21 protein-coding genes are annotated in these 25,137 nt (G+C 47.6%); 7 read left to right on the top strand and 14 right to left on the bottom strand.

The features are described 5' to 3' along the window. The first annotated feature begins 37 nt into the window (after nucleotides 1-37). Nucleotides 38-979 (top strand): DUF4349 domain-containing protein, encoded by a 942-nt coding sequence (locus tag MYF79_RS22615; RefSeq protein ID WP_247810100.1) that lies wholly within the window; start codon nucleotides 38-40, stop codon nucleotides 977-979. Between the two features lie 32 nt (nucleotides 980-1,011). Here the strand turns inward: MYF79_RS22615 and MYF79_RS22610 are convergent, their stop codons facing one another. Next, nucleotides 1,012-1,869 (bottom strand): phosphatase PAP2 family protein, encoded by an 858-nt coding sequence (locus tag MYF79_RS22610; RefSeq protein ID WP_247810099.1) that lies wholly within the window; start codon nucleotides 1,867-1,869, stop codon nucleotides 1,012-1,014. Between the two features lie 77 nt (nucleotides 1,870-1,946). On the opposite strand from MYF79_RS22610, the gene MYF79_RS22605 reads away from it, so the two are divergent. Continuing rightward, nucleotides 1,947-2,633: an SIR2 family NAD-dependent protein deacylase gene (locus MYF79_RS22605; RefSeq protein WP_247810098.1), complete on the top strand. Its 687-nt coding sequence runs from the start codon at nucleotides 1,947-1,949 to the stop codon at nucleotides 2,631-2,633. 95 nt (nucleotides 2,634-2,728) lie between these two features. Here the strand turns inward: MYF79_RS22605 and MYF79_RS22600 are convergent, their stop codons facing one another. Continuing rightward, complete coding sequence (locus MYF79_RS22600) at nucleotides 2,729-4,054, bottom strand: saccharopine dehydrogenase C-terminal domain-containing protein (RefSeq protein WP_247810097.1); 1,326 nt, start codon at nucleotides 4,052-4,054, stop codon at nucleotides 2,729-2,731. 407 nt (nucleotides 4,055-4,461) lie between these two features. Between MYF79_RS22600 and gyrA the strand changes: the two genes are divergently transcribed. Beyond that, complete coding sequence (gyrA, locus tag MYF79_RS22595) at nucleotides 4,462-7,050, top strand: DNA gyrase subunit A (RefSeq protein ID WP_247810096.1); 2,589 nt, start codon at nucleotides 4,462-4,464, stop codon at nucleotides 7,048-7,050. 131 nt (nucleotides 7,051-7,181) lie between these two features. After that, on the top strand, nucleotides 7,182-8,435 hold the full coding sequence (locus MYF79_RS22590) for a tetratricopeptide repeat protein (protein ID WP_247810095.1): 1,254 nt from the start codon (nucleotides 7,182-7,184) through the stop codon (nucleotides 8,433-8,435). A 76-nt stretch (nucleotides 8,436-8,511) separates the two neighbouring features. Here the strand turns inward: MYF79_RS22590 and MYF79_RS22585 are convergent, their stop codons facing one another. From MYF79_RS22585 to MYF79_RS22570, 4 genes are all read right to left on the bottom strand, one after another. After that, a complete protein-coding gene (locus tag MYF79_RS22585) occupies nucleotides 8,512-8,865 on the bottom strand; it encodes an anti-sigma factor family protein (protein ID WP_247810094.1) in 354 nt (117 codons plus the stop codon). Nucleotides 8,866-8,922: 57 nt separating this feature from the next. Continuing rightward, complete coding sequence (locus MYF79_RS22580; protein ID WP_247810093.1) at nucleotides 8,923-9,489, bottom strand: RNA polymerase sigma factor; 567 nt, start codon at nucleotides 9,487-9,489, stop codon at nucleotides 8,923-8,925. 234 nt (nucleotides 9,490-9,723) lie between these two features. Beyond that, nucleotides 9,724-10,836 carry a tetratricopeptide repeat protein gene (locus tag MYF79_RS22575; RefSeq protein ID WP_247810092.1) on the bottom strand — a complete coding sequence of 371 codons (1,113 nt, stop codon included), beginning with the start codon at nucleotides 10,834-10,836 and terminating at the stop codon, nucleotides 9,724-9,726. Beyond that, entirely contained in the window at nucleotides 10,829-11,401 is a 573-nt protein-coding gene (locus tag MYF79_RS22570) for a hypothetical protein (protein ID WP_247810091.1), read from the bottom strand. The genes MYF79_RS22575 and MYF79_RS22570 overlap by 8 nt, the downstream gene beginning before the upstream one ends. 80 nt (nucleotides 11,402-11,481) lie before the next feature. On the opposite strand from MYF79_RS22570, the gene MYF79_RS22565 reads away from it, so the two are divergent. Continuing rightward, nucleotides 11,482-12,255 carry a C40 family peptidase gene (locus tag MYF79_RS22565; RefSeq protein WP_247810090.1) on the top strand — a complete coding sequence of 258 codons (774 nt, stop codon included), beginning with the start codon at nucleotides 11,482-11,484 and terminating at the stop codon, nucleotides 12,253-12,255. 105 nt (nucleotides 12,256-12,360) lie between these two features. Here MYF79_RS22565 and MYF79_RS22560 read toward each other — a convergent pair whose 3' ends face one another. From MYF79_RS22560 to MYF79_RS22550, 3 genes are all read right to left on the bottom strand, one after another. After that, nucleotides 12,361-12,906, bottom strand: a complete 546-nt coding sequence (locus tag MYF79_RS22560) for an inorganic diphosphatase (protein ID WP_089839101.1) — start codon at nucleotides 12,904-12,906, stop codon at nucleotides 12,361-12,363. Nucleotides 12,907-13,128: 222 nt separating this feature from the next. Then, nucleotides 13,129-13,596: a DUF4878 domain-containing protein gene (locus MYF79_RS22555; RefSeq protein WP_199655436.1), complete on the bottom strand. Its 468-nt coding sequence runs from the start codon at nucleotides 13,594-13,596 to the stop codon at nucleotides 13,129-13,131. Between the two features lie 216 nt (nucleotides 13,597-13,812). Further along, the gene (locus MYF79_RS22550; RefSeq protein ID WP_247810089.1) at nucleotides 13,813-14,772 is read right to left on the bottom strand and encodes a PhoH family protein; all 960 of its coding nucleotides are present in this window, start codon (nucleotides 14,770-14,772) and stop codon (nucleotides 13,813-13,815) included. Between the two features lie 711 nt (nucleotides 14,773-15,483). On the opposite strand from MYF79_RS22550, the gene MYF79_RS22545 reads away from it, so the two are divergent. Then, nucleotides 15,484-17,697, top strand: a complete 2,214-nt coding sequence (locus tag MYF79_RS22545) for a sensor histidine kinase (RefSeq protein WP_247810088.1) — start codon at nucleotides 15,484-15,486, stop codon at nucleotides 17,695-17,697. Between the two features lie 23 nt (nucleotides 17,698-17,720). After that, the gene (locus MYF79_RS22540; protein WP_247810087.1) at nucleotides 17,721-18,101 is read left to right on the top strand and encodes a response regulator; all 381 of its coding nucleotides are present in this window, start codon (nucleotides 17,721-17,723) and stop codon (nucleotides 18,099-18,101) included. 288 nt (nucleotides 18,102-18,389) lie between these two features. Here the strand turns inward: MYF79_RS22540 and rpe are convergent, their stop codons facing one another. The 5 genes from rpe to thrA form a co-directional block, all read right to left on the bottom strand. Beyond that, nucleotides 18,390-19,055: a ribulose-phosphate 3-epimerase gene (rpe, locus tag MYF79_RS22535; RefSeq protein WP_262922398.1), complete on the bottom strand. Its 666-nt coding sequence runs from the start codon at nucleotides 19,053-19,055 to the stop codon at nucleotides 18,390-18,392. A 29-nt stretch (nucleotides 19,056-19,084) separates the two neighbouring features. Further along, nucleotides 19,085-20,092: a tetratricopeptide repeat protein gene (locus tag MYF79_RS22530; RefSeq protein WP_247810085.1), complete on the bottom strand. Its 1,008-nt coding sequence runs from the start codon at nucleotides 20,090-20,092 to the stop codon at nucleotides 19,085-19,087. 110 nt (nucleotides 20,093-20,202) lie between these two features. Continuing rightward, a complete protein-coding gene (gene thrC, locus MYF79_RS22525) occupies nucleotides 20,203-21,510 on the bottom strand; it encodes a threonine synthase (RefSeq protein WP_247810084.1) in 1,308 nt (435 codons plus the stop codon). Nucleotides 21,511-21,516: 6 nt separating this feature from the next. Beyond that, nucleotides 21,517-22,452, bottom strand: a complete 936-nt coding sequence (locus MYF79_RS22520) for a homoserine kinase (RefSeq protein WP_247810083.1) — start codon at nucleotides 22,450-22,452, stop codon at nucleotides 21,517-21,519. Between the two features lie 40 nt (nucleotides 22,453-22,492). Beyond that, complete coding sequence (thrA, locus tag MYF79_RS22515) at nucleotides 22,493-24,940, bottom strand: bifunctional aspartate kinase/homoserine dehydrogenase I (protein ID WP_247810082.1); 2,448 nt, start codon at nucleotides 24,938-24,940, stop codon at nucleotides 22,493-22,495. Between the last annotated feature and the right edge of the window lie 197 nt (nucleotides 24,941-25,137).

Below are 25,137 nucleotides of genomic sequence, written 5' to 3'. Positions count from 1 at the left end.
TCTTCTTGTTATAGTATTTATCTAAAAATAAATTCCTATGGCAAGAAGATGTTCTGCTTTAAGGCATACTGTTATTGTTATCCCTTGTGTTCTCTTATCCATATCACTGGTATTAAACGGCTGCAGCAGCCGTTCCGGAAACACTGCTTCGCAAAGCGTAGCTGCTATACAAAGCGCACCCTACTACAAGTCGGAAGAAATGGAGACCGACAAAGTCGCCGCCGGAGCTATGGCCGCATCTGATAACGGGCTCACGGCGTATGCGGAAGAGCCGCCAGCGGCATCAAAACCGGAGGACTACGCCGACATTCCCAAAAAGATTATTAAAGAAGCTACCATCCGTTATACTACCGGCGATTTCAAACGTGCACATAAAGAACTAACGGCGATCATTGCCCGCTTTGGCGGGGAAATTATCAGCGAGCAGGAAAGCCGTTCAGAGGTTGCACAGCAAACGCAGATGGAGATCAGGGTACCTTCGGTTAAATTTGACAGCTGCCTGAATTCCCTGGCAAGCGCAGATGAGACCCTGCTTGAAAAAAATATTACCTCAAAAGATGTTACGGAAGAATATGTGGATGTTTCAGCGCGGATGAAGGCCAGGAAGGAAATAGAGCAGCGTTACCTCGATATTCTGAAACAGGCAAAGAATGTGGAAGATGTATTGAAAGTAGAAGAGCAGCTAAAGACAATCCGGGAGGAGGTGGAAGCTGCCCAGGGACGCCTGCAATATATAGATCACAATGTGTCCATGAGCCTTATCCATCTCTCTTTTTACCAGGCATTTTCCAATACAACGCCACAGGGGCCAGGTTTCTTTTCCCGTATCTTCTTTTCTGTCAAAGATGGCTGGAACAGTATACTGACAGCCCTTATCTCGTTCACCGCTTTATGGCCGGTATGGATGGTGACGTTTGTACTTTTTATCGTTATCCGCAGGTACAGAAAACGCCGCCGCCTGGCAAAAGCTGTTGCGTGATCTTATTAGTGATTTGTAGTGATTGATGGTGATTAAGGCATGGTGGCCGCTAAGGCTGCCATTGCCTTTTTTCGTTCCAGCTGGCGGTGATGTTTGAAAACGCCTTTCGTTACAAAATAGCCGAGAGACGCGCCCAGCCATACATCGCTGCTCCAGTGCCTTTCCTGGTAAAGACGGGTGGTACCTGTCATGATAGCAATGGAATAAGCTACCCAGGGTACCCATGGATGGTCCTCACCATAGGCTTCTGCCAGGGCAGTAGCCACAGAAGTGACGGTCAGCATATGTCCGGACGGGAAGGAGGTATGGTATTTATCCATGGAGAAGGGCGCATTGAATACCAGCGGATCGTCGTAGTATGTTGGCCTGCCGCGCCTTACCACAGATTTGGAGAATGTATAGATCAGGGTAGAAATGAGCAATGATTTGGCCGTCATCAGGGAAGTATGTTCCAGCTGCCTGTTTTTTGATATCACACCTGCCACATACATGCCACCTACCAGGTATGGAGAATAGGCGTTTCCAAAAGGTTCTATCTGCCCCGTTACGCTGTTCCAGAAATTCGTATGGTTACGGAGGAAAAACTGTTTCACTTCATAGTCTGCCGCCAGTAAGCCACCGGCAGTACCAAGAACGATACCCAGCCTGGTAAAGTCTTTACCATTCCAGTGTGCGGGCCTGGATACGGTGTATTTCAGGTCGGTCCACATACTTCCGAGATAGGCGCCGTTGATGCGGTAACGTATAGTGGTATCCGCAGCGGTCAGTGTATGTACCTCCTTCGTTTTCGTACTATCGGTATATTGGAGGGTAGTGGTGTCGGATTGTGCGTTGGCATTCAATTGCACTAACAATACGCCGCACAGAATAAGCGTCTGTAAAATCTTCAATTGCTGTTATTTATGGCGATAAAGTTACGGTAAATGTTAAAACTCGTATATTTAAATTTTAAAAATGTCTTGTACAAATGAAGCCTAAATTAGTAGTATTGACAGGTGCAGGCATCAGTGCAGAGAGTGGGCTGCGTACATTCCGTGACAGTGATGGACTGTGGGAGGGATATGATGTATACGAAGTTGCCAGTCCGCAGGGATGGCAGAAAAATCCGCAGCTGGTGCTCGATTTTTATAACATGCGCCGCAGGGATGTAAAGGCGGCTGAACCCAACGCTGCTCATTTTGGCCTGGCCCGTTTGCAGGAGAAATTTGATGTGCAGATCATCACGCAGAATATAGACAACCTGCATGAGAAGGCGGGCTCAAAGCATGTATTGCATTTACATGGAGAGATCTTTAAGATGCGCAGTGTGCTGGATGAAACACGCAGTTATGTGATAGAAGGAGATATCAATCTGGGCGATATGGCCGCAGACGGTGGGCAATTACGTCCGGACATCGTATGGTTCGGAGAGAACGTAACCAAGATCGTGGATGCTGCCGAAATAGTAATGTCGGCCGATATTTTTGCGGTGATAGGCACTTCACTCGTCGTATATCCTGCCGCCGGCCTGGTTGATTGCCTGAGGGGCGGCGTACCTGCCTATGTGATCGATAAAAAACTGCCTGAAATGTCTCACCGTGAAGGACTGGTAAAAATAGAAAAACCGGCTACGCTGGGAATACTGGACCTGGAAGAAGCATTGGCGAAGTTATAAAAATGCGTTGCCTGCAGGGTAACGGAAATGATTAAACTGAAAGAGGCCATCCACCTTATTGGCGGACGGCCTCTTTCAATTATATAAAATGACTTTTATTCAAAGCTTTCTTCAAACCTGATATTGTATTCTTCCAGTTCTTTCAGCACGGGATTGTATACATCCGGCATGATCGGGATCTTTAATCCTTTGAGCTGGATCTTTTCCTGCAGCAGCAGTTTAGCCATTATACCCAGGGGCAATCCTACTGTTTTGGCCATGGCGGTACGGAGGCTGTCTTCTCCCTGTGTGATCATGTAACTATGCAGGCGTGTAGTCATGCCTCTTCTTTCGAACTCTATTTCGTGTGTCATCACGATCATGTCTTTATCGGATGGTTCCATGCCCAGTTTGGATTCCACTACATGCTGGAGGATGGATGCATTGGTTTGTTCGCCTAGCCCGATGGCATCGCCGTTCAGCAGTCCGAGATACTTCAGTTGCCTGAGTACTTTTGATTTGGCGCTGATGCCGAGGTAATTGGCAATATTCTCTTCATGGCTCAGTTTCTGGTCCCGCTCTATTTTCTGGCTGGCCCAGTCGTAATAAGTGAGATCATTGGTCTGTATCTTTTTGGAATCGTCTGTAAGGCCCAGCTTTACAAGTGTGCTCCATCCCTCGCAGAAGTCAGGATAGCGCAGGGTAGCCCGCATGAAGGTGGGAATATCTTCCAGCTTATAGGCGTTCATATAGCCCATGGAATCCCTGTTGGGATAGTAAGCCAGTTTGCCCAGGCTGGGAATATGGATGGTTTTAGGCTGATCGAACAGTTGTTGGTAAGTGATCTCCTTCACCTTGCCTTTTTCCCTGTATACGGCTCCGGAGCTACCTGCCAGCACGACATTACGGGCATTCCAGGATATCTTGTACTGCCAGGGATTATCATTGCTTTCAGGAGAGATAAGGCCACCGCAGTAGGAACGGAATGCGGAGATCTGCCCGCCTTTCTTTTCGATGGAGTGAATGAGCTTCATGGCGCTCATGTGATCAATCCCGGGATCGAGCCCCATTTCATACATGAAGAGCAGGCCGGCCTGTTCTATTTCCTTTTCAAGTGATCTGATCTCCGGATCGATGTAGGAGGCGGTCAGCAGGTTTTTGCCGAACTGCAGGCAGTCCCTGGCAACGAAAATATGCAAAGGCGGTGGAAGCAGGGATATAACGAGGTCTGTTTCCTGAACCAGTTTCTGCCGGGCATCCTGGTCCCGGATATCAATAACGGCGGGGGTAACGTAATAGGATTTGCCGGTCTTAGACTTAATAAGTGCAAGGTCCTGGTCCGCGACAGTGATATGCCATTTTTGCCGCGGAGCATTTGATACCAGGTAGTCGATCAGGCTAGTGGCCGACTTACCGGCGCCAAACAAGAGTATATTCTTCATATTAATTTGTTCATCTTTAATATGGTTACAGAACAGGGATTTAACATCAGTCGTGTAACTAATGTTCGAAATTTCAGTAAATTTCGTTTTTAACCTACCTGAATTTTAATTAACTGTCCGTGACCCTCTGATTTTCACCGGGTTAAAAACAAAATGTTTGCCAATATTTTATTTTCCCAATATTCCACTTTTCTATTATATGGAATATTAATTGAAGGAGTTGTCGCAAAATAAGGATTAAATAGAGTATCTGCAGAATTTGTTGCAGTTGCATATCGTATTTGTTGCATATGACAATTCCTTTTTTATTCACATTCTCTGTCAAAAAGGCCGGAATACGGCTTAAAATGGCTATATTTGCGTCTATTTATTTTTTTAGGAAGTAAATTGTAAATCAACAATATACAATGTCAGAAAATACGGAAAATCAGCAAGACGGCAAGATAATCCAGATCAACATTGAGGAGCAGATGAAAACGGCCTACATCGACTATTCTATGTCGGTGATCGTGGGTCGTGCGCTTCCGGATGTTCGGGACGGTTTGAAACCGGTACACCGCCGCGTGTTGTTTGGTATGAATGAGTTAGGTAACAACAGTAACAAGCCTTACAAGAAGTCGGCCCGTATTGTAGGGGAGGTCATGGGTAAATTCCACCCGCATGGTGACTCTTCCATCTACGATACCATTGTACGTATGGCCCAGCCATGGAGCTTACGTTACATGCTGGTAGACGGTCAGGGTAACTTCGGATCTGTAGATGGGGATATGCCGGCAGCAATGCGTTATACGGAGATCCGTCTGCAGCGTATGGCAGAGGCGATGCTGGAAGATATCGACAAAGAAACAGTGGACTTCTCCCTGAACTTTGACGATACCCTGGAAGAGCCCACTGTATTGCCTACACGTATCCCGAACCTGCTGATAAATGGTGCGTCCGGTATTGCGGTAGGTATGGCTACCAACATCATGCCGCACAACCTGACAGAAGTGGTGGAAGGTTTGATCGCCTACATCGACAACCGTGATATTACTATTGAGGAACTGATAAAATATGTGAAAGCGCCTGACTTCCCGACCGGAGGTATCATCTACGGTTATGAAGGTGTTAAACAGGGCTTCGAGACCGGCCGCGGAAGGGTAGTGGTACGTGGTAAGATCAACGTAGAAACATCAAAAGCAGGCCGTGAGCGCCTGGTGATCTATGAGCTGCCTTACCAGATCAACAAGGCGGCCCTGCACCAGAAGATAGCGCAGCTGGCTGACGATAAAATAATTGAAGGTATTTCCGAAGCGCGTGATGAAAGTGACCGCGACGGTATGCGCCTGGTGATCGATCTGAAACGTGAAGCCATTGCCAACGTGGTGATCAACCAGCTCTATAAATATTCCGAATTGCAGACCTCTTATGGTATCAATAACGTGGCCCTTGTAAAAGGCCGTCCGCGTGTACTGAACCTGAAAGAGATGCTGGCAGAATTCGTTGATTTCCGTCATGAAGTAGTAGTACGCAGAACCCGTTTCGAGCTGCGCAAAGCGGAAGAAAAAGCGCATATCTTACAGGGTTACCTGATAGCGCTGGATCACCTGGACGAAGTGATCGCCCTGATCCGTGCATCCCGTACGCCGGATGAAGCGAAAGATGGTTTGATGAGCCGCTTCGAACTGAGTGAAATTCAGTCTAAGGCAATACTGGAACTGCGTTTACAACGTCTGACCGGTATGGAGCGGGACAAGATCAAGGAGGAATACGACGAAGTAATGAAACTGATAGCTTACCTGAAGGATGTATTATCTGACGAAGGACTGCGTTTCAAGATCATCAAGGATGAACTGGAAGATGTGAAGAAACGTTTCGGTGACGAGCGTAAAACGGAGATCCAGTACCTGGCCAGCGAAATGCGTATGGAAGATATCATCGCAGAAGAAGATGTGGTGATCACTATCTCTCACCTGGGTTATATCAAACGTACTTCCGCTTACGACTACCGTCAGCAGAAACGTGGCGGACGTGGCGCATTGGGCGGCAAAACGCGTGAAGAGGATTATATCGAGCACCTGTTCGTTGCCTCTACGCACCATACCATGTTGTTCTTTACTGAGAAAGGCCGTTGTTACTGGCTGAAAGTGTACGAGATCCCGGAAGGTGAGAAGAGCGGTAAGGGACGTGCTATCCAGAACCTGATCAACCTGCCTACAGACGACAAGATCAGGGCAATTATAGATATTAAGGACCTGGGCGATAAAGATTTTATCAACTCTCATTATATTGTACTTTGTACATCTAACGGTATCATCAAAAAGACCCTGCTGGAAGAATTCTCCCGCCCGCGTCAGAATGGTGTGAACGCTATTACCATCAATGAAGGCGACCAGCTGCTGGAAGCTAAGCTGACCAACGGTAACAGCGAGATCATGATGGCTATCAGAAGCGGCCGCGCTATCCGTTTCCCTGAAAATACCGTACGTGACACAGGCCGTGGAGCGATCGGTGTAAGGGGTATTGAGGTGGATAATGACAAGGATGAAGTGGTTGGTATGATTTGTGTAAATAAGGAGGATGCCACCCGTACTGTATTGGTGGTTTCTGAGAAAGGATTCGGTAAACGTACTGATATTGAGGAATATAGAATTACCAACCGCGGTGGTAAGGGGGTTAAGACAATCAATATCACAGAAAAAACCGGTAGCCTGATCGCGATCCTTGACGTAACAGAGAAAGATGACCTGATGATCACCTGTAAATCCGGTATTACCATCCGTATGGCGGTAGCTGACATCCGTGAGGCCGGCAGGGCCACACAGGGGGTGCGCCTGATCAGACTGGATGATACTGATGCCATTGCGGCCGTAGCACGCCTGGATGAACAGGAAGAAGAAAAACTTGATAACGAAGGTATGGAAACAGAAGGAAGCGAACAGCTCGGGGAAAACAGCTCAGAAGATCCGGGAACAGCAGCAGCTGAGGCTTCGGAAGATGAAACGCCTGCAGAATAAATTATAAGAAACCGCAAAATATTTGTGCGAACTAATAATGGTTAACCTGCGGCAGATTGTATTTATTATGGTTGAAACAGGCATTAAAATCTAAGGCCATACTTATAGAAAACAAAAAAATATTGAGCAACATGAAAAAATTACTGGTATCATTGGTCTTTTGCAGTGCAGGATTGGTTGCTGTAGCGCAACGTGCAAAGGTGAACAGCGCAGAAGATGCACTCGCTAAAAAAGACTATGATAAAGCTAAAGCTGATATTCAGGCAGCACTGGAAAATGAAAAAACCAAGGGCGACGCTAAAACCTGGTATGTAAAAGGTAAGATCTTCGAAGCAACAGCTACTGAGAAGAAAGATACCAAAGAAGCACTGGAAGCATTCGATGCTTATAAAAAAGCACTGGATATCAATGCCAAATTACCTGAAGCGCTGCTGGAAATGTACAATCGTATGTTTAACCTGTATGCTACTATCGGTAACGCAGGTTACGCTAACCTGAATGACCAGAAATGGGATTCTGCATATCTCCACTTTAAAGATGCTTTCAGCATAGCTGATTTCTATAACAGTAAGAACTTAGGTAGCACCATCGGTACAGATACATCTATGACCTTCTACGCAGGTTACGCTGCCAGCCAGGCTGGTAAGAAAGATGATGCGCTGACTTACCTGAGAAAAGCTGCTGACCTGCACTTCAAGGCTGAACCAGCCCTGTATGTACTCCTGGCGCAGACTTACGAAGAAAAAGGTGATAATGCCAACTGGCTGAAAACCATCGAAGAAGGTAAAGCTACTTTCCCTAAAGACAAGCGTTTTAACGATATGGAGCTGATGTACTACTCCAAAACCGGTAAAACTTCTGAATTACTGGGGATGCTGGAAAAGAAAATGGAGGAAAATCCAAACGATTTCCAGACAGTACTGGACTATGGTATCCGTGTAGACAACCTGGCAAACCCACGTGGTGAAAACGGTTCAGATGCTGCAAAGCCAGCTAACTACGATGAGCTGATGAACAAAGCAGAAGCTGCTTACAAGAAAGCGATCGAGCTGAAAGCGGATGATGCTACTGCCAACTTCCAGTTAGGTGCGCTGTACTTCAACCGTGCGGTAGGTTTCAACAAAGAACTGAACGCAATGGACAGCAAATCGCTGAACACGCCTAAAGCAAAAGAACTGCAGGCAAAAGTAACTGGTCTGATGGATCAGGCGCTGCCCTTCTTCGAGAAAGCAGACGAAAACTTCACTGCAAAAGCTGCAAGCCTGGAGCCAAGCGACAAACAGACTTACGAAAGCTGTCTGTATGCACTGCAGAAGATCTATGCTATCAAGAACGACAATGCGAAAGTAGAAGTTGTGAAGAAAAAGCTGGAAAATCTGAAATAATTGTATTGATACATTTTTCATAAAAAAAGTCCCGGTTGTATATACAGCCGGGACTTTTTTTATGAGTGAAAGATGTTTATTTATGCGTCATGAAATGGTATGTCCAGAATGCACCGAGGATGATGAAAAGGACTACAAGCACAATGATGGCCAGTTCAACAAAATAAGACACCTGGTGCTTGCGGCGTTTACGGGCACGCAGTTTATGTAGCATCTGCCATTTCATCTGGCGCAGCCATACGGGTATTTTTTCCTTCTGCTCAAATGCAGATAATCCCTCCACAGCTTCACTGCACATCTCACAATCAGCCAGATGAAGTTCCACTTCATGTTGCTCTTCGGCCGATAACCGGCCCTGCACATAATCCAGCAATTGCTGCTGTGTAGGACAAGCCGTTGTGGTGAAAATATCCTGATATTCTTCGTTCATAAAATCGTCAATAATTAAATTCATGCATACTTACTGATGCGTTCAAACAATACTTTACTATCCCTGCTGACCCAGTAACAGCTTCAGGTTACGCTTTCCATTCTGAATATAACTCTTTACCTGCAACAGGGTATAGCCGGTCTGGCCGGCAATATCCTGGTAAGATAATTTCTGAAGGTAAAATAGTTTGACACAGGTACGCTGTTCAGGATTTAACTGCTCCAGTGCATACTGCATATTTTCCAGCAAGTTATCTTTTTCTACGAATCTGGCTTTATCTTCTTCCTGTTCTGCAGCGTCGTTCATGTGTTTTTCGCTGACTTCCTCCTGTCTTACCTGGTTTTTCTGCCTTAACTGCATCAGGCAATGGTTCCTGGTTACCTGGTAGATCCAGGCCCGGAAGAATTGCACCTTGTGCTTATTGACCTCAGCTAATACCTTCAGGAAGATCTGTTGTACACTGTCCCTTGCATCCTCTTCATTTTTAAGGTATTTCATACACATACCCAATAAAAGGATCGCATACCTGTCAAACAGGATGCCTATCCAATCGCTGTTCTCATCGGTCCTGAACCGTTCCAGCAGCTCTTCGTCTGTTAATTCCTGGCTATTCTTATAAATCACTGGATAAAGATAAAATACTTGTAATATAAAGATGCGTGAGCCGCAGAATTTCCATAAAAATTAAATGATGAGCAGGGGAGGAAGCGGTCTTCAGCTTGCTTGATGAAGTTGAAAAGAAGAGAAGCAATGACAGGTCAGCCTGTTAAGCCCATAAAGAACTCCGTTTGATGGGGTGCAGGAATGCTTTATGGACTTATTGACCAGTTTATGGGGTGAGCTATAGAATTGACATGATCAGAGGTTGTCCAGCGCTGCCTGTGCTTTTTCCTTCATGCTGCCGTTCATGCGTACCACTTCTTTGAACATGCGGCGGGCTTTACCGGTCTGGCCTTTACTGCGGTAGCAGACGGCCAGCTGATAGCGGGACAGTTCACCATACTTGCCGGGGCTTTCAGAAAGGTGTTTATAGCGCGAAATAGCCTCGTTCAGGTCTCCCTGCTGGTGATATACCATGGCAGCCTTATAGAGGAATTCATCGGTACTTGCGGGCTCCGCAGCGGGCTTCTTTTCCGGTGCATCGTCCTTGTCTTTCTTTGGTGGCGCTTTAGGCTCAGGTTTATCTTCTGTTTTCTTGGCCACGGTTGGCGTATCCTTATGTTCGGGGGCAGGTGGCTTGTCTTTCGGCGCGTCTTTTACTTCAGGCGATTTAGGGGCAGTTGCTGCCAGTTGTTTCCGGGCGCTGTCCTTAATACTATCTCTGACGGCGGCGGGTGCCGGTGGTTTGGCAGGCGCTTTCACCGAGTCTTTCACTACAGGTTTAGGAGTAACAGGTGGCGCTGCTGCCGCAGGCTGTTCAGCTGCCGGTGCAAGGTCTGTAACGGGCGCCGCCGGTTTATGACTTACTTCATTTTCATTACGCACGGGAGTGACAATGGCCGCCTGTACCGGAGGTCTTGTCTCCGATTGTGCGGCGGGCAATTCTGTATTGCTGGCAATAGCCCTGGATACAGGCGCTTTGAACTTACGTTGCTGTTGTACGAGGTAGATACCGCCTGCACCAATGGCAATAGCTGCTACTACCCAGAAGTAGATAAGGAAGCTTTCCTTTTTCTGCTCCTGGCGCTGATAGCGTTCCACTTTATGCACCTGTGAGATCCGCTTGATGCTGTTGCGAATGAACTGTTGCATGCTGGTAGCGAGCGGTTGATATTTTTCCCTGTACTGGGGTTGCTGGAGTACCTGTAATGCGTCGAAACAGAGGTCGCAGTCAACGAGGTGCTGTTCCACCAGGTGTTTTTCGAGATCGGTGAGACGGCCATCGAGGTAACGGGGAAGCTGATCCCTGTTCAGACAGCGGATATTACTGAAGATCTTCAGTAGTTTTTCATTGTTTTCCAAGTTACTCATAGGTTTCATTCATCAATAAGGAAGCCATTTTTTGCTTTGCCTGCTGTAGAATCTGCCTTGTTTTTTCGACAGTATACTTTTTGGTGGCCGCCAGTTCTGTAAAGGTCTTATTGTTCATGTAAAATTCTTTCAGAAAATACATCTCCTCTGCGGGCAGTTTACCGAGTGCCTCTTCCATTGCTGCTGCAAGCAGCTGTTGTTCTTTGAGGTTGGTGGCTGCCTTCTCTACTTTGTTTTCCATCTGTTGCTGTTCCCTGGATTCCGTACTGGGAAAAAATGGATTGTTCTTTTCTGTCTGAGCCTGTTGTGCCCTGATAGTGTAGTGGATCCATTCATTGGCTTTCGGGATCGTTTGGGTTTTAAGACTGGCGCTAAGGCGCTGCAGCAGCCTGGGATATACTTCTTCGGGGCTGGTTCCGGGACCATTGTTAAGGTAAGGGAGGCAAACAGCGACCATTAAGTGGCTGTATCTTTCCATCAAAACACCTTCTGCTTCCTGGTCCTTGAGTTTTCTTGCCCGGGAAATCAATTCTTTATCTGATAAATTAGTTAACTGCTGTAGCATAGTGTTACCTATATTTACATATTAAAGACAAAAATGTTCATTTTGTTGTCTTTGACATATAATTATTTTAGACAATTAATATGCCATACGCGATTACTGTTGTACCGGTGATGCCATTAAGGTCTGAACCATCTCATAAAAGTGAAATTATCTCACAAGCCTTGTGGGGGGAATGCAGTGAAATTATTACTACCGGCGCCGATGGGTGGGTGAGAGTGAAATGCCAGTTTGACGGGTATGAAGGATGGGCTACTTTTAATCATGTAGAAATCATTGATGAGGAGTTGTATAATGCTCCTTATACGCATTATACGACCGCCTGGGTGAACAGGATCCAGCTGAATGGTAAACCTATGTATGTGCCTTTCGGATGCATCATAAAGCCTGGAACGGGGCCTGTTACAAACTGGGGAAGGGTGACGGTACATTTTGAGGAGAGCCCGGCTGTGATAGGTAAAGCGAATGCAGTAAATACTGAGGCGCTGACGGCAGCTGCTTTCCAGTACCTGAACACAGCTTACCTGTGGGGCGGCAAATCGGTATTTGGCGTGGATTGTTCCGGTTTTACGCAGACAGTATATAAAACGCTGGGCATTGAACTGCTGAGAGATGCATACCAGCAGGCGACGCAGGGAGAAACGGTCGATTTCCTGCAGGAAGCGCGTCTGGGCGACCTGGCTTTCTTTGATAATGCCGAAGGGCGCATTACGCATGTAGGAATATTGCTGAATGATCACGAGATCATTCATGCTTCAGGGAAAGTGAGGGTAGACCCTATTGACAACCAGGGAATTACCAATGTGGATACCGGTGTGAGAACGCACAAACTAAGGATCATCAAAAGATTCTTTTGATGACTGGAAAATAAAAATCCCATAGCAATAGACACCATGATGGTACTGTAGCTATGGGATGTTTCTTTTTGAAAGGCTGGCAGCGGTAGCTACCGGCCTTTTTAATTATTTGTCGCCGAAGGTCTTGTTATAGAACTCAATGCTTTCCAGGATGATACGTTCAGCCACAGCTTTGTTCTGGAATTCAGAAACCTTTACTGTTTTATGCTCCAGTCTCTTATATTCTTCGAAGAAGTGACGGATCTCAGCAGTGAAGTGCGGAGGCAGTTCCGTGATATCGTTGATGTGGGCTACGCTCATATCGTTAGCAGCTACGGCAATGATCTTATCGTCTGCCTCGCCGTTGTCGATCATCTGCATTACGCCAATCACTTTGGCTTCCATGATACACATAGGAACAACATCTACCTGGGAGAGGATGAGGATATCCAGCGGGTCATGATCGTCACAGTAGGTTTTTGGAATAAAACCGTAGTTAGCCGGGTAATATACGGAAGAGTAGAGTACCCTGTCCAGTTTAAGCAGGCCACTTTCTTTATCCAGTTCATATTTGGCGCGACAGCCTTTAGGAATTTCAATAATAGCATTCACTATTTTAGGCGCTTCAGATCCGGTGCTGACACTATGCCAGGGATTGTTCGTCGTCATCATCAACTTGTTTTTTCGTTTATTATTATTTTGGTGCCCTGCATTTATTCCGCATTGCAAAGATATAACAGCACAAAGTCGTTTTTCGGGACCCTGGCAGAGTTTATACCGTATGCTAGTGTGGAATTTAGAATAAAAGTTTGCTGGCGCGTCGCAAAAATAAGGAACTCAACTGTAATTTCGCAATAGCGGCAAAATTATACAGATTTGAGTAATCGTAATGTTTTATCTGGCTGGGAGTGGAGACGTCGTATCCTGAGGCGGCATACTGGTAGAATCCAATGGTGCGCTTGCCGGCGGCAGATAGTTTGGAATAATACTTTCGAAAGTGAGAGATATTTTCCAGCGGCCATTTTCCTTTACCAGTTGCAGTCTTTCCTTTTGCTGTGAAGAAGAGTTCAGGACGGTTACTGTTGCCTTGTCGCCGTTTTCTTCTGTTTCAATTACCTTGATACCGGCTTTTTTGATCTTATCCCGTTCTGAATCGTTACGGCGGGCATCAAAAAAGGAGTAAAGCTGTATTACCTGTTGCGATTCCTTGGTAGCGTAATCCCTTGCCAGGTCAAAGTTCGAATCCTGTATCGCGTGCATAAAATTCAGTGCTACTTCCTGCGGGGAAGCGCGCTTTTTGCAACTGCTAAGTACAGTACCGAATAATAATACCAAGGTGAGGATACGCAGATAACTGGTCATGCAAAAATGTTCTATTATAATACAGTTAACAAAAATAGGTGGAAAGTGGAAAATTACAAAAAGCAGCTAGGCAGCGGGTTGTAAATTTTAAAGTTCCAGACCTGTTTTTGAAAATTGTTGGTTTCCTTGTTGTAAACCGGTATAGGCAAGGAAGACTTTTAACAGTTTACTTTAAGCCGTGAACATACTTAAAACACTGTTAAGGAATTGTTAATATTAGTGTTCCTCCCTTTCCTTTGCTGCATCGTACGCGCGTATGATGGCTTTTACCAGTCGGTGTCTTACTACATCCTCTTCGTCCAGCTGCAGATAGCCGATACCTTCCACATGGCGGAGAATGCGGGTGGCCTTTTCCAATCCTGATTTCTGATTTTTAGGCAGGTCGATCTGTGTAAGGTCGCCGGTGATAATAGCTTTAGCCGAAGAACCGATACGCGTCAGGAACATTTTCAGCTGGAGGTCTGTAGCGTTCTGTGCCTCATCCAGGATGATAAATGCATTGTCGAGCGTACGTCCGCGCATATACGCCAGGGGGGCGATCTCAATAACACGGTTGGTCATGAAGTAACTGAGCTTATCGGCAGGGATCATATCATCCAGCGCATCGTAGAGCGGGCGCAGGTATGGATCGATCTTTTCTTTCAGGTCGCCGGGCAGGAAACCCAGGTTTTCACCTGCTTCCACAGCGGGACGTGTCAGTATGATCTTCCTGACTGCTTTGTTTTTAAGCGCTCTTACTGCCAGCGCTACTGCGGTATAGGTCTTACCGGTACCAGCAGGGCCTATGGCGAAGATGATGTCGTTCTTGTCGGCCAGGGCTACCATCTTCTTCTGGTTGGCGGTTCTGGCTTTTACGTTGCGTCCGTTAGGGCCGAAGACCAGTATGTCGTTGGAATTACGGTCTTTAAAATTGTCCACTCTCTCCTCGTCGCCCAGGATCTGTTCGAAATAATTTTCGCTGAGGTTGCCATTACGCTCGAGGTAAGAAATGATTTGCCCGATTTTTTCCTGTGCAGTAGCCACTTCTTCCGGAGCGCCGGACAATTTGAGCTGTGTACCGCGGGAGAGGATCTTTAACAGCGGAAATTTTTTCTTCAGCAGATCAAGTTTTCCATTGTTAACTCCGAAGAACTCGATAGGGTTAATACTATCTAAGCTGATAATTGATTCTGTCAAGTGATATTTTATTTAGATCGTTTGAGGTGTCTGAGAGTAATGTGTCTGAGGCAATATACCTTAAACGCTTTACATTAAGAAACCTATAGTTTATAACCTTAATTTTTTGAAGGCCGCTGCCTGCTGCTATGGCAGGATTTCGCGGTGCCTGGATTCGTGCAGCAGATACAGCTGCATTTTTATACCGGCTTTACCACGGCCGGTGTACCTGCAACAATGAAATACAGTTCGTCAACGTCCCCGGGGCTAAGCTACCTCCAATAGTACTTTCTAAAACTGGCAGAGAGGTATAAGCGGCACCACGCCAGGAAGAACAGTCGCTATTTCAGCAGCGGCAATAACCACGCCAAAGCATTTCCTGCGTGAAGTTACACCGTCTCCTGACTTGCCCGGATGACAATGTGTAGATGTTACCTCCAATTACCTTCATACCAAAGAACTTTAAAACTGATTGATAGTAGTCTGTCACCTCTTATTCTATGAGAATGAGTATTTTCATCGTTATCTGTATTTATGGCTTATGCCATGTTGCTGTGAGACAAAGATATTTATCCTTGAACATTTGCCGAAAAACCGAAATCCACATTGTGGAAAAGCGCAAAATTACTGCTTAAATAATATAAATGACTGTCGTCCCGCCAGATAGTTATAAGGAATAGTCTTTTTTAATCATATATTGAGTATTTTTAAAGGGATTATCGTTCGGGATCTATGATGAATGCCATAATGGGTAATGCGCTGGCAAAAGTCATACCAGCGTTGTTACTGGATCTGCACGGTAACCTGTTATATGTCAACCAGGGGGCAGCGGGATGGCTGCAGGTACCGGAGGGGGAATTTCATCCGGCAGGAGATTTAAATAGTCTGCATTTTAACGAGGTCATAGGGAAAGGTACCGGCGTGTACTGGCCTATGCTTTGTCATCTGCATACAATGGGCAGAAATGCCTTTGTGGATATGTATTGCCATACCCGCCAGTGGGTGCAGTGGCAGCTTAGCGCTGCGGGAGAATATTTCCTGCTGACAGGTACAGACCTTAGTGGCAGGCGTCCCCTGGCAGATAGTCATGCGCTGTTAAGCTCCCTGCCGTGTGGATTGCAACAGTTCACCCCGGAGGGCATTCACTGCTGCATCAACGACGTACAGCGGGAAATATGGGAAGAGATAGACCCTGCAATGTCCCGGCCTGGCTATAACCTCTTTGATGAACCGGTTTTCCGGGAAACCGGTCTCTGCGAACTGTTTGAAGAAGTACTACGCACAAAAGCATCCGCCAGGAAAGAGATACTGCTGGGATACCGCGAAAAGGAAAGCAAGGGCGTGATCAGGATATTACCCGCATTTTACGAGGCAACAGTATTTGCTGTGATAGATGAGCAAGGCCTTATCACAACGCTGCAGCTGGTGATGAAGGATATCACAGAAAAACAACTGTCGTTCAGACGCCTGGAGAAAAGCGCCCGCCTGCTGGATCTGATCATCGAGCACCTGCCTATAGGCTATATTCAATTCGACCACTTCGGTTTTGTCCGCCGTATTAACCATACCCAGCGCGAATTCTTCCAGTACGAATACGAAGAGGGTGAAGCCCCTTTCAATATCATGAGCGATCCCTTCGCCCGTTTATATGGGCTGGACAGGCTCTTCAAGAACGTGATGGTGGGAAATAAGGTGATCCGGGTGGAAAAGCAGCTGGACTTCTCTAAGGACAGTCGCTGGACGGCACAGTGCCGTGAGGTGTGGCTGGACCTTACCCTCTTTCCGCTGAAAGACCCGGTGGATAAGCAACAGATCGTCGCGGTGCTGGTAAACGATATTACCGACAGGAAGCTGGAACAGCAGATGCGCAACCTGCTGCAACGTAATACGGAACAATTGCACCTTTTCTTTGACGCGGTGGATATGGGTTACGCTACCATGGAAAAAGACGGTACGCTGTCATTCGCTAACCGCAAGGCGGAAGAGATGGCCGGCAGGCGGATATTTGAGGGGGAAAACATCTTTGAGATACTCCCCGAACTGGGCTATGCCACACCCTTCAAGACCCGTTTCTCTGCCGCGCTGGCAGGTGCCGCTTCGGCTTCTTTCAGCAGCTACTTTCCCCGCCGCTACAAGTGGTACGAGTTCCTGATCACTCCTTTGAGGGATGGCACGGTGTCTGTCTTCATCCGCGACATAACGGATAGCCGTAACATGCAGAAAGATCTTTTCCGCGCCAATAAACAATTGAGTAAACTGAACAAGAGCCTCGTGAACCAGAATCAGCAGCTGGAAGACTTCGCACATATCACTTCGCATAATCTGCGTGCACCCATCGCCAATCTCAGCGCGCTGATGCAGATGCATAATGATTCATCGCTACCACATGAAAAAGAGCAGTATCTTTCCTTACTACAGGAAGTAATATTTAAGATCGACGAGACGCTGAACGACCTGGTAGACGTTGTACAGATCCGTAAGAACGTGGATATGGAACGGGAGCCGCTGATCTTTTCCGAGCGCCTGCAATACGTGAAAGAAGTGCTTTTTGCAGATATCGAAAAGAGCGGTATCCAGCTCACTACCAACTTTGATGCGCCTATGCTGGAGTTCCCACGTCTGTACCTTGACAGCATCCTGCAGAACCTCATCACCAACGCTATCCGTTACCGTACGCAGGAACGCCGGCCCCGCCTGCATTTTACCAGCTGGCAGGAGAACGGGCATACCATTCTGACAGCCGAAGACAATGGCCTGGGAATAGACATGGAGCGCTTCGGACACAAGCTGTTCGGTTTCCGGAAAACGTTTCATAAGAACAAGGACGCAAAAGGCATCGGCCTGTTTATTACCAAAACCCAGGTAGAGGCAATGGGAGGAAGTATCCGGGCGGAAAGTACACCGGGGCAGGGTACAAAATTTATTATTACCTTTAAAACTGAATAAATCCCTGTATGCAATTGCACAACATGATTTTTATCGTAGATGATGATCCGATACATCAGCAGATCGCGAACATTATGATCAAACGACAGGGGATTGGTGAGCATGTGCGGGCCTTTTCGGACGCACAGGATGTGTTGGATTATCTGCGCCAACATTCCTTTCAACCGGAGCAATTGCCTGATCTGATCTTACTGGATCTTAATATGCCAGTCATGGATGGATGGGATTTCCTGAATGATTATGCCGGCTTTTATAAAGATCTTGCCAAGCAGATCGGGATTTTTGTGTTGACGTCGTCTATTGATGATAAAGACCGGAAGAAAGTAGATAATTACTCTTTTGTGAAAGGGTATCTGACGAAGCCTTTGTCCAGCGAGATCATTACGAAGTTGCAGGCGAGCTGAGAGCCAGCGTGATATTTTTTATATGGGAGGGTTGTACCGGGAGGTACAGCCCTTTTATGTTTTGTAGTGGTATGTGTTGGAACACGGATTTCTTTGGCTTTTTACAGGCTGACAGTAATTCCTGTGCCGACCGCTCGCCTGCGTACGGTCTCCAAAATAATAGCTGGGCGGCAGACCGTCAAGGGTATCATTCGTATTAATCAGCTCCGTCAGGAGCGGCGTGTTTGTAGCCCCCGGTTTCAACCGGGGGACGAAATACAATTACAGATCGGTTTCCTGATTACAGTCTCAAGCCTTCCTTAAAGCGCTGATGGTTGCCTCAGGATCTTTTGAAGCGAAAACAGTGCTGCCGGCAACAAGGACGTTGGCGCCTGCATCGAGGATGGAAGTGGCATTTTCAACATTGATGCCGCCATCTACTTCGATGAGGGCATGGGCTTTATAGTGGTTGATCATCTCCCGGGTCTGACGGATCTTTTCGAGGCTTTTCGGAATGAAATGCTGGCCGCCGAACCCTGGGTTCACGCTCATGATGAGTATGAGGTCAATGTCATTTATGATGTTTTCCAGGAGATGTACCGGTGTGTGCGGATTCAATGCTACACCGGCTTTCATGCCCAGGCCTTTGATCTGTTGAATGTTCCTGTGCAGGTGCGTACAGGCCTCATAGTGAACCGTCAGTATATCTGCACCAGCCTTTTTAAAGTCCTCTGCATATCTTTCCGGTTCTTCTATCATGAGATGCACATCGCAGGTCTTCTTGGTGGCCTTTCTGATGTGTGATATTACGGGTAATCCAAAGCTGATATTCGGTACGAATCTGCCATCCATTACATCAAGGTGCAACCAGTCAGCCTCACTGCGGTTTAACATTTCTACTTCTTTACCCAATTCCAGGAAATTGGATGCCAGCAGAGACGGTGCGACAAATGTGTTTCTGTTTTCCAAAGCCACGCGTTTAAAGTTGTTCACGAATATAGCGGTTATTTTTTTAGTTTGTCCAGGGCCGCTTTTGCCTCCGGGTAGTCTTTTTTAAAGGTAAGCGCCTTCACATAGTCGTCTATGGCGTCTTCCCCGCGTCCTAAATTTTCATGGCACTGTGCACGGTAGTAATAGGCTTCCGCATTGGCTGGAGATGCTTTGGCGGCCAGGTCGAAATAACGGAAGGCTTCTTTCCAGTCCTTTTTCTTCATATTGATCCTGCCTAAAGCGAGGTAAGCCCTTTCATCGTCCGGGTCAGTGGTGATGCTGTTATTGTAGGTAGCGATCGCTTCTGCATAATTGCCGGTCTCTTCATAGTATTGTGCCAGCGAGACCAGTGGTTCTGAGTTGACAGAATCCAGGCGTGCTGCCAGTTTATAGTACTTTATAGCGGCGGGGGAATGCCGGATGTGTAGCAGGTCGCCCAGCTCCATTACAGCGCTGTAATCACTCTGCAAACCTGCTTTATCGATGGCCGTGGTCAGGTGACCGATGGCCAGCGCAGTGTCCTTGTTATCTTCCGCAATACGGGCCTTCAGGTAAAAGGCTTTGTCGTGCGTACCCTCCGATTCTCCCAATATGGACGCTACACTGTCGGCGGATTTATACTGTTTGTCCTCTATCATGGCTGTGGCCAGCTGGTACAGCAGGTAGGGATACCCTGGAGCGGTCTGTAGCGCCCTCTTGAAATGCGCGATGGAACGGGAATAGTCTTTCAATACCAATGCAGCCTCACCCGCGCCCGCCCAGAAGTCGGTCACATCGGGTTTCAGCTGTGCTGCCTTTTCAAAGTCCTTTTGCGCCAATGAAGGGTCAGTGTTGAAGAGGAGCAGGGCCCGGCGGAAATAGAGCGCTTCGTTATCCGGGAACTGTGCAATGGAATCTGTTAAAGGGAGTACCATTGGCGCGTACAGGGAAGAGTCGGCATCATTATGGCTGGCCTGCTCTTCCGGCTTGCCGGACTGGCAGGAAAAGAAAAAAGGAATTGATAAAACGAACAGGTATTTCATAAGACAATAATATAAAAAATGCTCGATCTTTTGGAGTTAGGAGATATGCCTAAAAAAAGAGGCTGCTCAATACTTTGAGACAGCCCCTTCTGTATGGATTGCATGCCGGATCAATTGGCGGTCAGCCAATCTTTCAGGGCTTTATAGTCATTGGGAAGTTGTACGGCTTTCTTTTCAAGGGCGTACAGGGATTGTACCCTTTCCGGGGTAACGATCTTGTCCTGCAGGGACGCCGGAGCTGTATCGGCAAATTTTACCGGGTGAGCCGTTTCCAGGAAGACGCCTGCAGTATCATTGCCTGCGCCCGTTTGTTGCAGGTATTGCTGAAGGCCCAGGTAACCTACTGCACCGTGAGGGTCCAGCATATACTGATGTTCCTTCCATACCTGTTCCATAGTGGCAGCGGTCGCTTTATCGTCGAAAGAGATGGATGTCAGCTTTTCTTTCAGAGCCGGCAGGCTGTTGGAGAAGAGTTCCAGTATACGGACGAAATTGCTCGGGTCGGCCACGTCCATAGCGTTAGACAAGGTCGGTGTGGCTTGTCCGGGGGTATACTGGCCTGTCTGCATAAACCTTGGCACCGTATCATTGACGTTGGTGCTGGCTACAAAATGTGTAACGGGCAATCCCATGGCCGCAGCCATCATACCGGCGCAGATGTTACCGAAGTTGCCGCTGGGCACAGAGAAAACAACATTGGGATAGCTTGTTTTCAGCTGTTTCCATGCCAGCAGGTAGTAGAACATCTGGGGCAGCCAGCGGGCTACGTTGATAGAGTTGGCGCTGGTGAGCAGGCAGTGGGCCTGTAGTTCCGCATCCAGGAAGGCTGTTTTCACCATGCGCTGGCAATCGTCAAAGGTACCTGCTATTTCAAGTGCTGTGATGTTGCCGTTCAGGGTGGTAAGCTGTTTTTCCTGCAGGGTGCTCACTTTGCCGGAAGGATAGAGTATCACCACACGAACTCCGGGAACATTGTAGAAGCCGTGGGCCACTGCACCGCCGGTATCGCCGGAGGTGGCTACTAGAACGGTTACCGGACGGGTGTCATTCCTTCTGAAATAGCCCAGGCAGCCGGCCATAAAGCGGGCGCCTACATCTTTGAAGGCCAGGGTAGGTCCATGGAACAGTTCCAGTGCATAGATATCGCCTGCTACCTTTTGTACGGGAAAAGGAAAGCTCAGGGTGTCTGCTATGATCTGGCGCAGGGTGGCTTCCGGTATCTCATCGCCTACGAAAGACCGGATGGCAGTGTAGGCAATATCAAGGTCATTATGTTTTTCGATGTTATCGAGAAAATCCTTTTCAAAAGCAGGTATGCGCTCGGGAAAATATAAACCCTTATCCGGCGCAAGCCCCTGTACTACTGCATCCTCGAAAGAGACAATGTGTTGTTTATTCTGTAGACTGAAATATTTCATTAGACTTTACACTTTTGTAATTTTCACACCTTCCGTATTTATTTTCGATACATGGATCTTGTAATCCACGCCCAGCGGGGCATAGACAGTATCCATCATCGCCGCCACCTTACGGGCGTTTTCTTCACCTCTGCTCAGCATGAAGACAGATGGCCCCGAGCCGGAGATGCCTCCGCCCAGCGCGCCGGCTTCCTTGCATTTTACTTTCAGTTCATAGAAAGCAGGGATGAGTATAGCGCGTACCGGCTCTACGATCGCATCTTCAAGGGAGCGGCTGATCAGATCGTAATTTTCCTGGTAAAGCCCTGCTACAAGCGCGCCTACGTTGCCCCACTGGCGGATGGCGTCGGTCATCAGTACTTTCTGTTTCAGGATCTCACGGGCATCGGAAGTTTTCACTTCTATCTGCGGATGTATAACGGTCACCCATAGTTCTGCCGGTGTATGCAGGCCGGTAATGTCCAGTGGTTTGTAACTCCTTACAAGTGTAAAACCTCCCAGTATGGCAGGTGATACGTTGTCAGCATGCGCTGCGCCACTGGCAAGTCGTTCGCCTTCCATGGCAAAACGTACCAGTTGTTTTGGCGTAAAAGGATTGCCCAGCAGATGGTTGGCGCCAACTACGGCGCCGGCCGAACTGGCGGCAGAAGAGCCTATGCCGCTGCCGGGAGGGATATTCTTGAAGAGTTCCAGCTCTATCCCTGCCTCCGGCTGTCCATACTTTTGCAACAGTGCCTGGATGGCAACGCCACATACGTTCTGGGCAGGATCAGTGGAAAGAGATGCGCCATGTACAGCTGTAATGGTAACGCCCGGTTTGTCACTCTTCCGCATGATCATTTCGTCGCCGGGAGCATCCATGGCCAGTCCGATCACGTCAAAGCCGCAGGCTACATTGGCAACAGTAGCAGGGGCGAATACTTTTATACAGTCATTTCCCATGAGGAATCAAAATTTAAGATATGTGTTACTGATGTACGGTTTATCTGGCTGATCTGATGATATCAGCAAATATACCCGAAGCCGTTACATCTGCCCCCGCACCGGCGCCTTTTACGATCAGTGGTTGTTCCGCATAGCGGTTGGTGGTATAGAGTACGATATTGTCTTTTCCTTCCAGCTTGAAGAACGGATGGTCTGGCGCGATGGACTGCAAGCCTACAGACGCTTTCCCATTTTCATAGCGGGCAACGAATTTCAGTCGTTTTCCTTCTGCATCTGCCTTTTCACGCAGTGCCAGGAAATGACCGGCATGCACGTCCAGCTGTTCATAGAAAGCATCTACCGAAGGCGCTTCCAAAGCCTCAACCGGCAGGAAGGAATGGTTGGTAATGTCATTCAGCTCCATCTTTGCTCCGCTTTCGCGCGCCAGGATCAGGATCTTACGCATTACATCCACACCGCTGAGGTCAATACGTGGATCCGGTTCTGTATAACCTTCGTCCTGTGCGGCTTTCACCACCTCGCGGAAGCTGGCGCCGTTCACGAAATTGTTGAACACAAAGTTGAGACTACCACTCAGCACTGCTTCGATACTGTTCACTTTATCGCCGCTGCGGATCAGGTCATTCAGGGTGTTGATCACCGGCAGACCAGCGCCTACATTGGTTTCGAACAGGAATGACGCATTGTATTTACGCGCCAGGTCTTTCAGGCTTTTGTAATAAGCATAGTCTGAAGAGCAGGCGATTTTATTGCAGGTCACCACGGAAATGCCATGCTGGAGGAATTCTCCGTAAGTAGCCGCTACTTCCTGGCTGGCTGTATTATCAACAAATACACTGTTGCGAAGGTTCAGCGCCTTTATCTTTTGTGCGAATGCAACCATGTCGGAGGCTTCACCTGCTTCGAGGGCAGACTTCCATTCAGCAAGGTTGATCGCTTCATGGCCGAAGGCCATTTTTTTACTGTTGGCGATACCGGTTACACGTACATGCAGACCGAGTTCGTTCATCAGGAATTTATGCTGCTGGTCCAGCTGTTCGAGCAGTTTGCTGCCTACATTGCCCACACCGGCAATGAACACGTTCACCTGTTTCAGTGGTTCTTCGAAGAAAGCTTCATGTATGACGTTCAGTGCTTTTTTTACATCGGCTTTATTGATCACCGCAGAGATGTTCTTTTCAGTGGAACCCTGTGCAATAGCGCGTACGTTCACTCCATTACGACCCAGTGCGGCAAAGAGCTTACCGCTGGTGCCGTGATGGTTCTTCATCTTATCGCCCACAACCGCTACGATGCTCATATCTCTTTCCACGATGAGCGGTTCTATGCGTTTTTCCAGTATCTCCTGGGAAAATTCACTGTCCACAGCTGTTTTGGCCTTCAACATATCTGCTTCATGGATGCCTACCGTGATAGAGTGTTCCGACGAGCTCTGGGTGATGAGTATCACGTTCACACGCTCGGTCAGCAAGGCTTCGAAAAGTCTTTTTGAGAAACCCGGGATACCCACCATGCCGCTACCTTCCAGGGTAAGCAGGGCTATCTTCTGGATACCGCTGATACCGGTTACAGGATAGGTACGGCCGTTGCCATCCTGCGTATGGATAAGAGTACCGTAATCGTCCGGGGCAAAGGTATTTTTGATCCAGATAGGGATACGTTTATCCATGACCGGCTGTATGGTAGGAGGGTAGATCACTTTGGCGCCGAAGTGGGACAGTTCCATCGCCTCTTCATAAGAGATATGCGGGATGGGAATAGCCTGTGATACCATACGGGGATCTGCGGTCATCATACCGCTTACATCTGTCCATATATCCAGTACTTCTGCATGGAGGGCGGCAGCAATGATAGCAGCGGTATAATCAGAACCGCCACGGCCAAGGGTAGTGGTTTCACCGTCGGCGGTAGCTGCAACGAAACCGGGTAATACCACGAAGTCGGCATTCTGCTGCTGGTAATATTGTGCAGTCTGATGGTTAGTGGCCAGGAAGTTGACTGCTGCATTACCAAAATTATTATCAGTAACAATCAGTTCGCGGCTATCTTTCCATACGGCATTCAGTCCGTTGGACTTCAGTTTTTCTGCGAGCAGATAGGAGGAAACAAGTTCTCCGAAGCTCATGATCTTATCCAGGGAGCGGGCGCTTAGTTCACCCACCTGGAAGATACCATCGCAGAGAGTTTCAAGTGTATTTAAGCGTTTCTTTATCTGGCTGATGATGCCGCTTTGTACGGTAATGGGGAATAAGGTGCGGATCGTATCCAGGTGTTTGTTTTCAATTTCCTGTAATACTGTCCTGTATTGTTCCTGTCCTTGTCCGGCGAGCTGTCCGCACTGGATCAGCTTATCGGTAATGCCACTCATGGCAGAGGCAACAATGGAAAAGCGCCCATTAGGCTTTTTGTGTTGTATGATGTTACAAACCTGTTCTATGGATTGGGCACTTCCCATGGAAGTTCCGCCGAATTTTAATACTTGCATGTCTGAAGATGTTGATACGTAAAATGTCCTGTCCCCTTACCGGGAGTACCACCTGGGTGGTCGTTGGATGATATGTGAATATTAACCCCGCACCGGGGTTGTAATAGATGTAATTGTAATAGTGCTGATACCCGCGCCGGAGATGGTGCGAGATGCAGATGTGAAGTATGTAACTATTGGTAGCACTATTATGAATT

The sequence above is a fragment of the Chitinophaga filiformis genome (assembly GCF_023100805.1).
Classification (GTDB): domain Bacteria; phylum Bacteroidota; class Bacteroidia; order Chitinophagales; family Chitinophagaceae; genus Chitinophaga; species Chitinophaga filiformis_B.
Note: the sequence above shows the minus strand (reverse complement) of the source record. Positions and strands in the feature narration are given on the sequence as shown.

Bases quoted from the DNA above. Each gene is read 5' to 3' on its own strand.
- MYF79_RS22615 (WP_247810100.1), top strand. From the start codon at position 38: ATGGCAAGAAGATGTTCTGCTTTAAGGCATACTGTTATTGTTATCCCT.
- MYF79_RS22605 (WP_247810098.1), top strand. From the start codon at position 1,947: ATGAAGCCTAAATTAGTAGTATTGACAGGTGCAGGCATCAGTGCAGAG.
- MYF79_RS22600 (WP_247810097.1), bottom strand. From the start codon at position 4,054: ATGAAGAATATACTCTTGTTTGGCGCCGGTAAGTCGGCCACTAGCCTG.
- gyrA (WP_247810096.1), top strand. From the start codon at position 4,462: ATGTCAGAAAATACGGAAAATCAGCAAGACGGCAAGATAATCCAGATC.
- MYF79_RS22590 (WP_247810095.1), top strand. From the start codon at position 7,182: ATGAAAAAATTACTGGTATCATTGGTCTTTTGCAGTGCAGGATTGGTT.
- MYF79_RS22585 (WP_247810094.1), bottom strand. From the start codon at position 8,865: ATGAACGAAGAATATCAGGATATTTTCACCACAACGGCTTGTCCTACA.
- MYF79_RS22575 (WP_247810092.1), bottom strand. From the start codon at position 10,836: ATGAGTAACTTGGAAAACAATGAAAAACTACTGAAGATCTTCAGTAAT.
- MYF79_RS22570 (WP_247810091.1), bottom strand. From the start codon at position 11,401: ATGCTACAGCAGTTAACTAATTTATCAGATAAAGAATTGATTTCCCGG.
- MYF79_RS22565 (WP_247810090.1), top strand. From the start codon at position 11,482: ATGCCATACGCGATTACTGTTGTACCGGTGATGCCATTAAGGTCTGAA.
- MYF79_RS22560 (WP_089839101.1), bottom strand. From the start codon at position 12,906: ATGATGACGACGAACAATCCCTGGCATAGTGTCAGCACCGGATCTGAA.
- MYF79_RS22555 (WP_199655436.1), bottom strand. From the start codon at position 13,596: ATGACCAGTTATCTGCGTATCCTCACCTTGGTATTATTATTCGGTACT.
- MYF79_RS22545 (WP_247810088.1), top strand. From the start codon at position 15,484: ATGATGAATGCCATAATGGGTAATGCGCTGGCAAAAGTCATACCAGCG.
- MYF79_RS22540 (WP_247810087.1), top strand. From the start codon at position 17,721: ATGATTTTTATCGTAGATGATGATCCGATACATCAGCAGATCGCGAAC.
- MYF79_RS22530 (WP_247810085.1), bottom strand. From the start codon at position 20,092: ATGAAATACCTGTTCGTTTTATCAATTCCTTTTTTCTTTTCCTGCCAG.
- thrC (WP_247810084.1), bottom strand. From the start codon at position 21,510: ATGAAATATTTCAGTCTACAGAATAAACAACACATTGTCTCTTTCGAG.
- MYF79_RS22520 (WP_247810083.1), bottom strand. From the start codon at position 22,452: ATGGGAAATGACTGTATAAAAGTATTCGCCCCTGCTACTGTTGCCAAT.
- thrA (WP_247810082.1), bottom strand. From the start codon at position 24,940: ATGCAAGTATTAAAATTCGGCGGAACTTCCATGGGAAGTGCCCAATCC.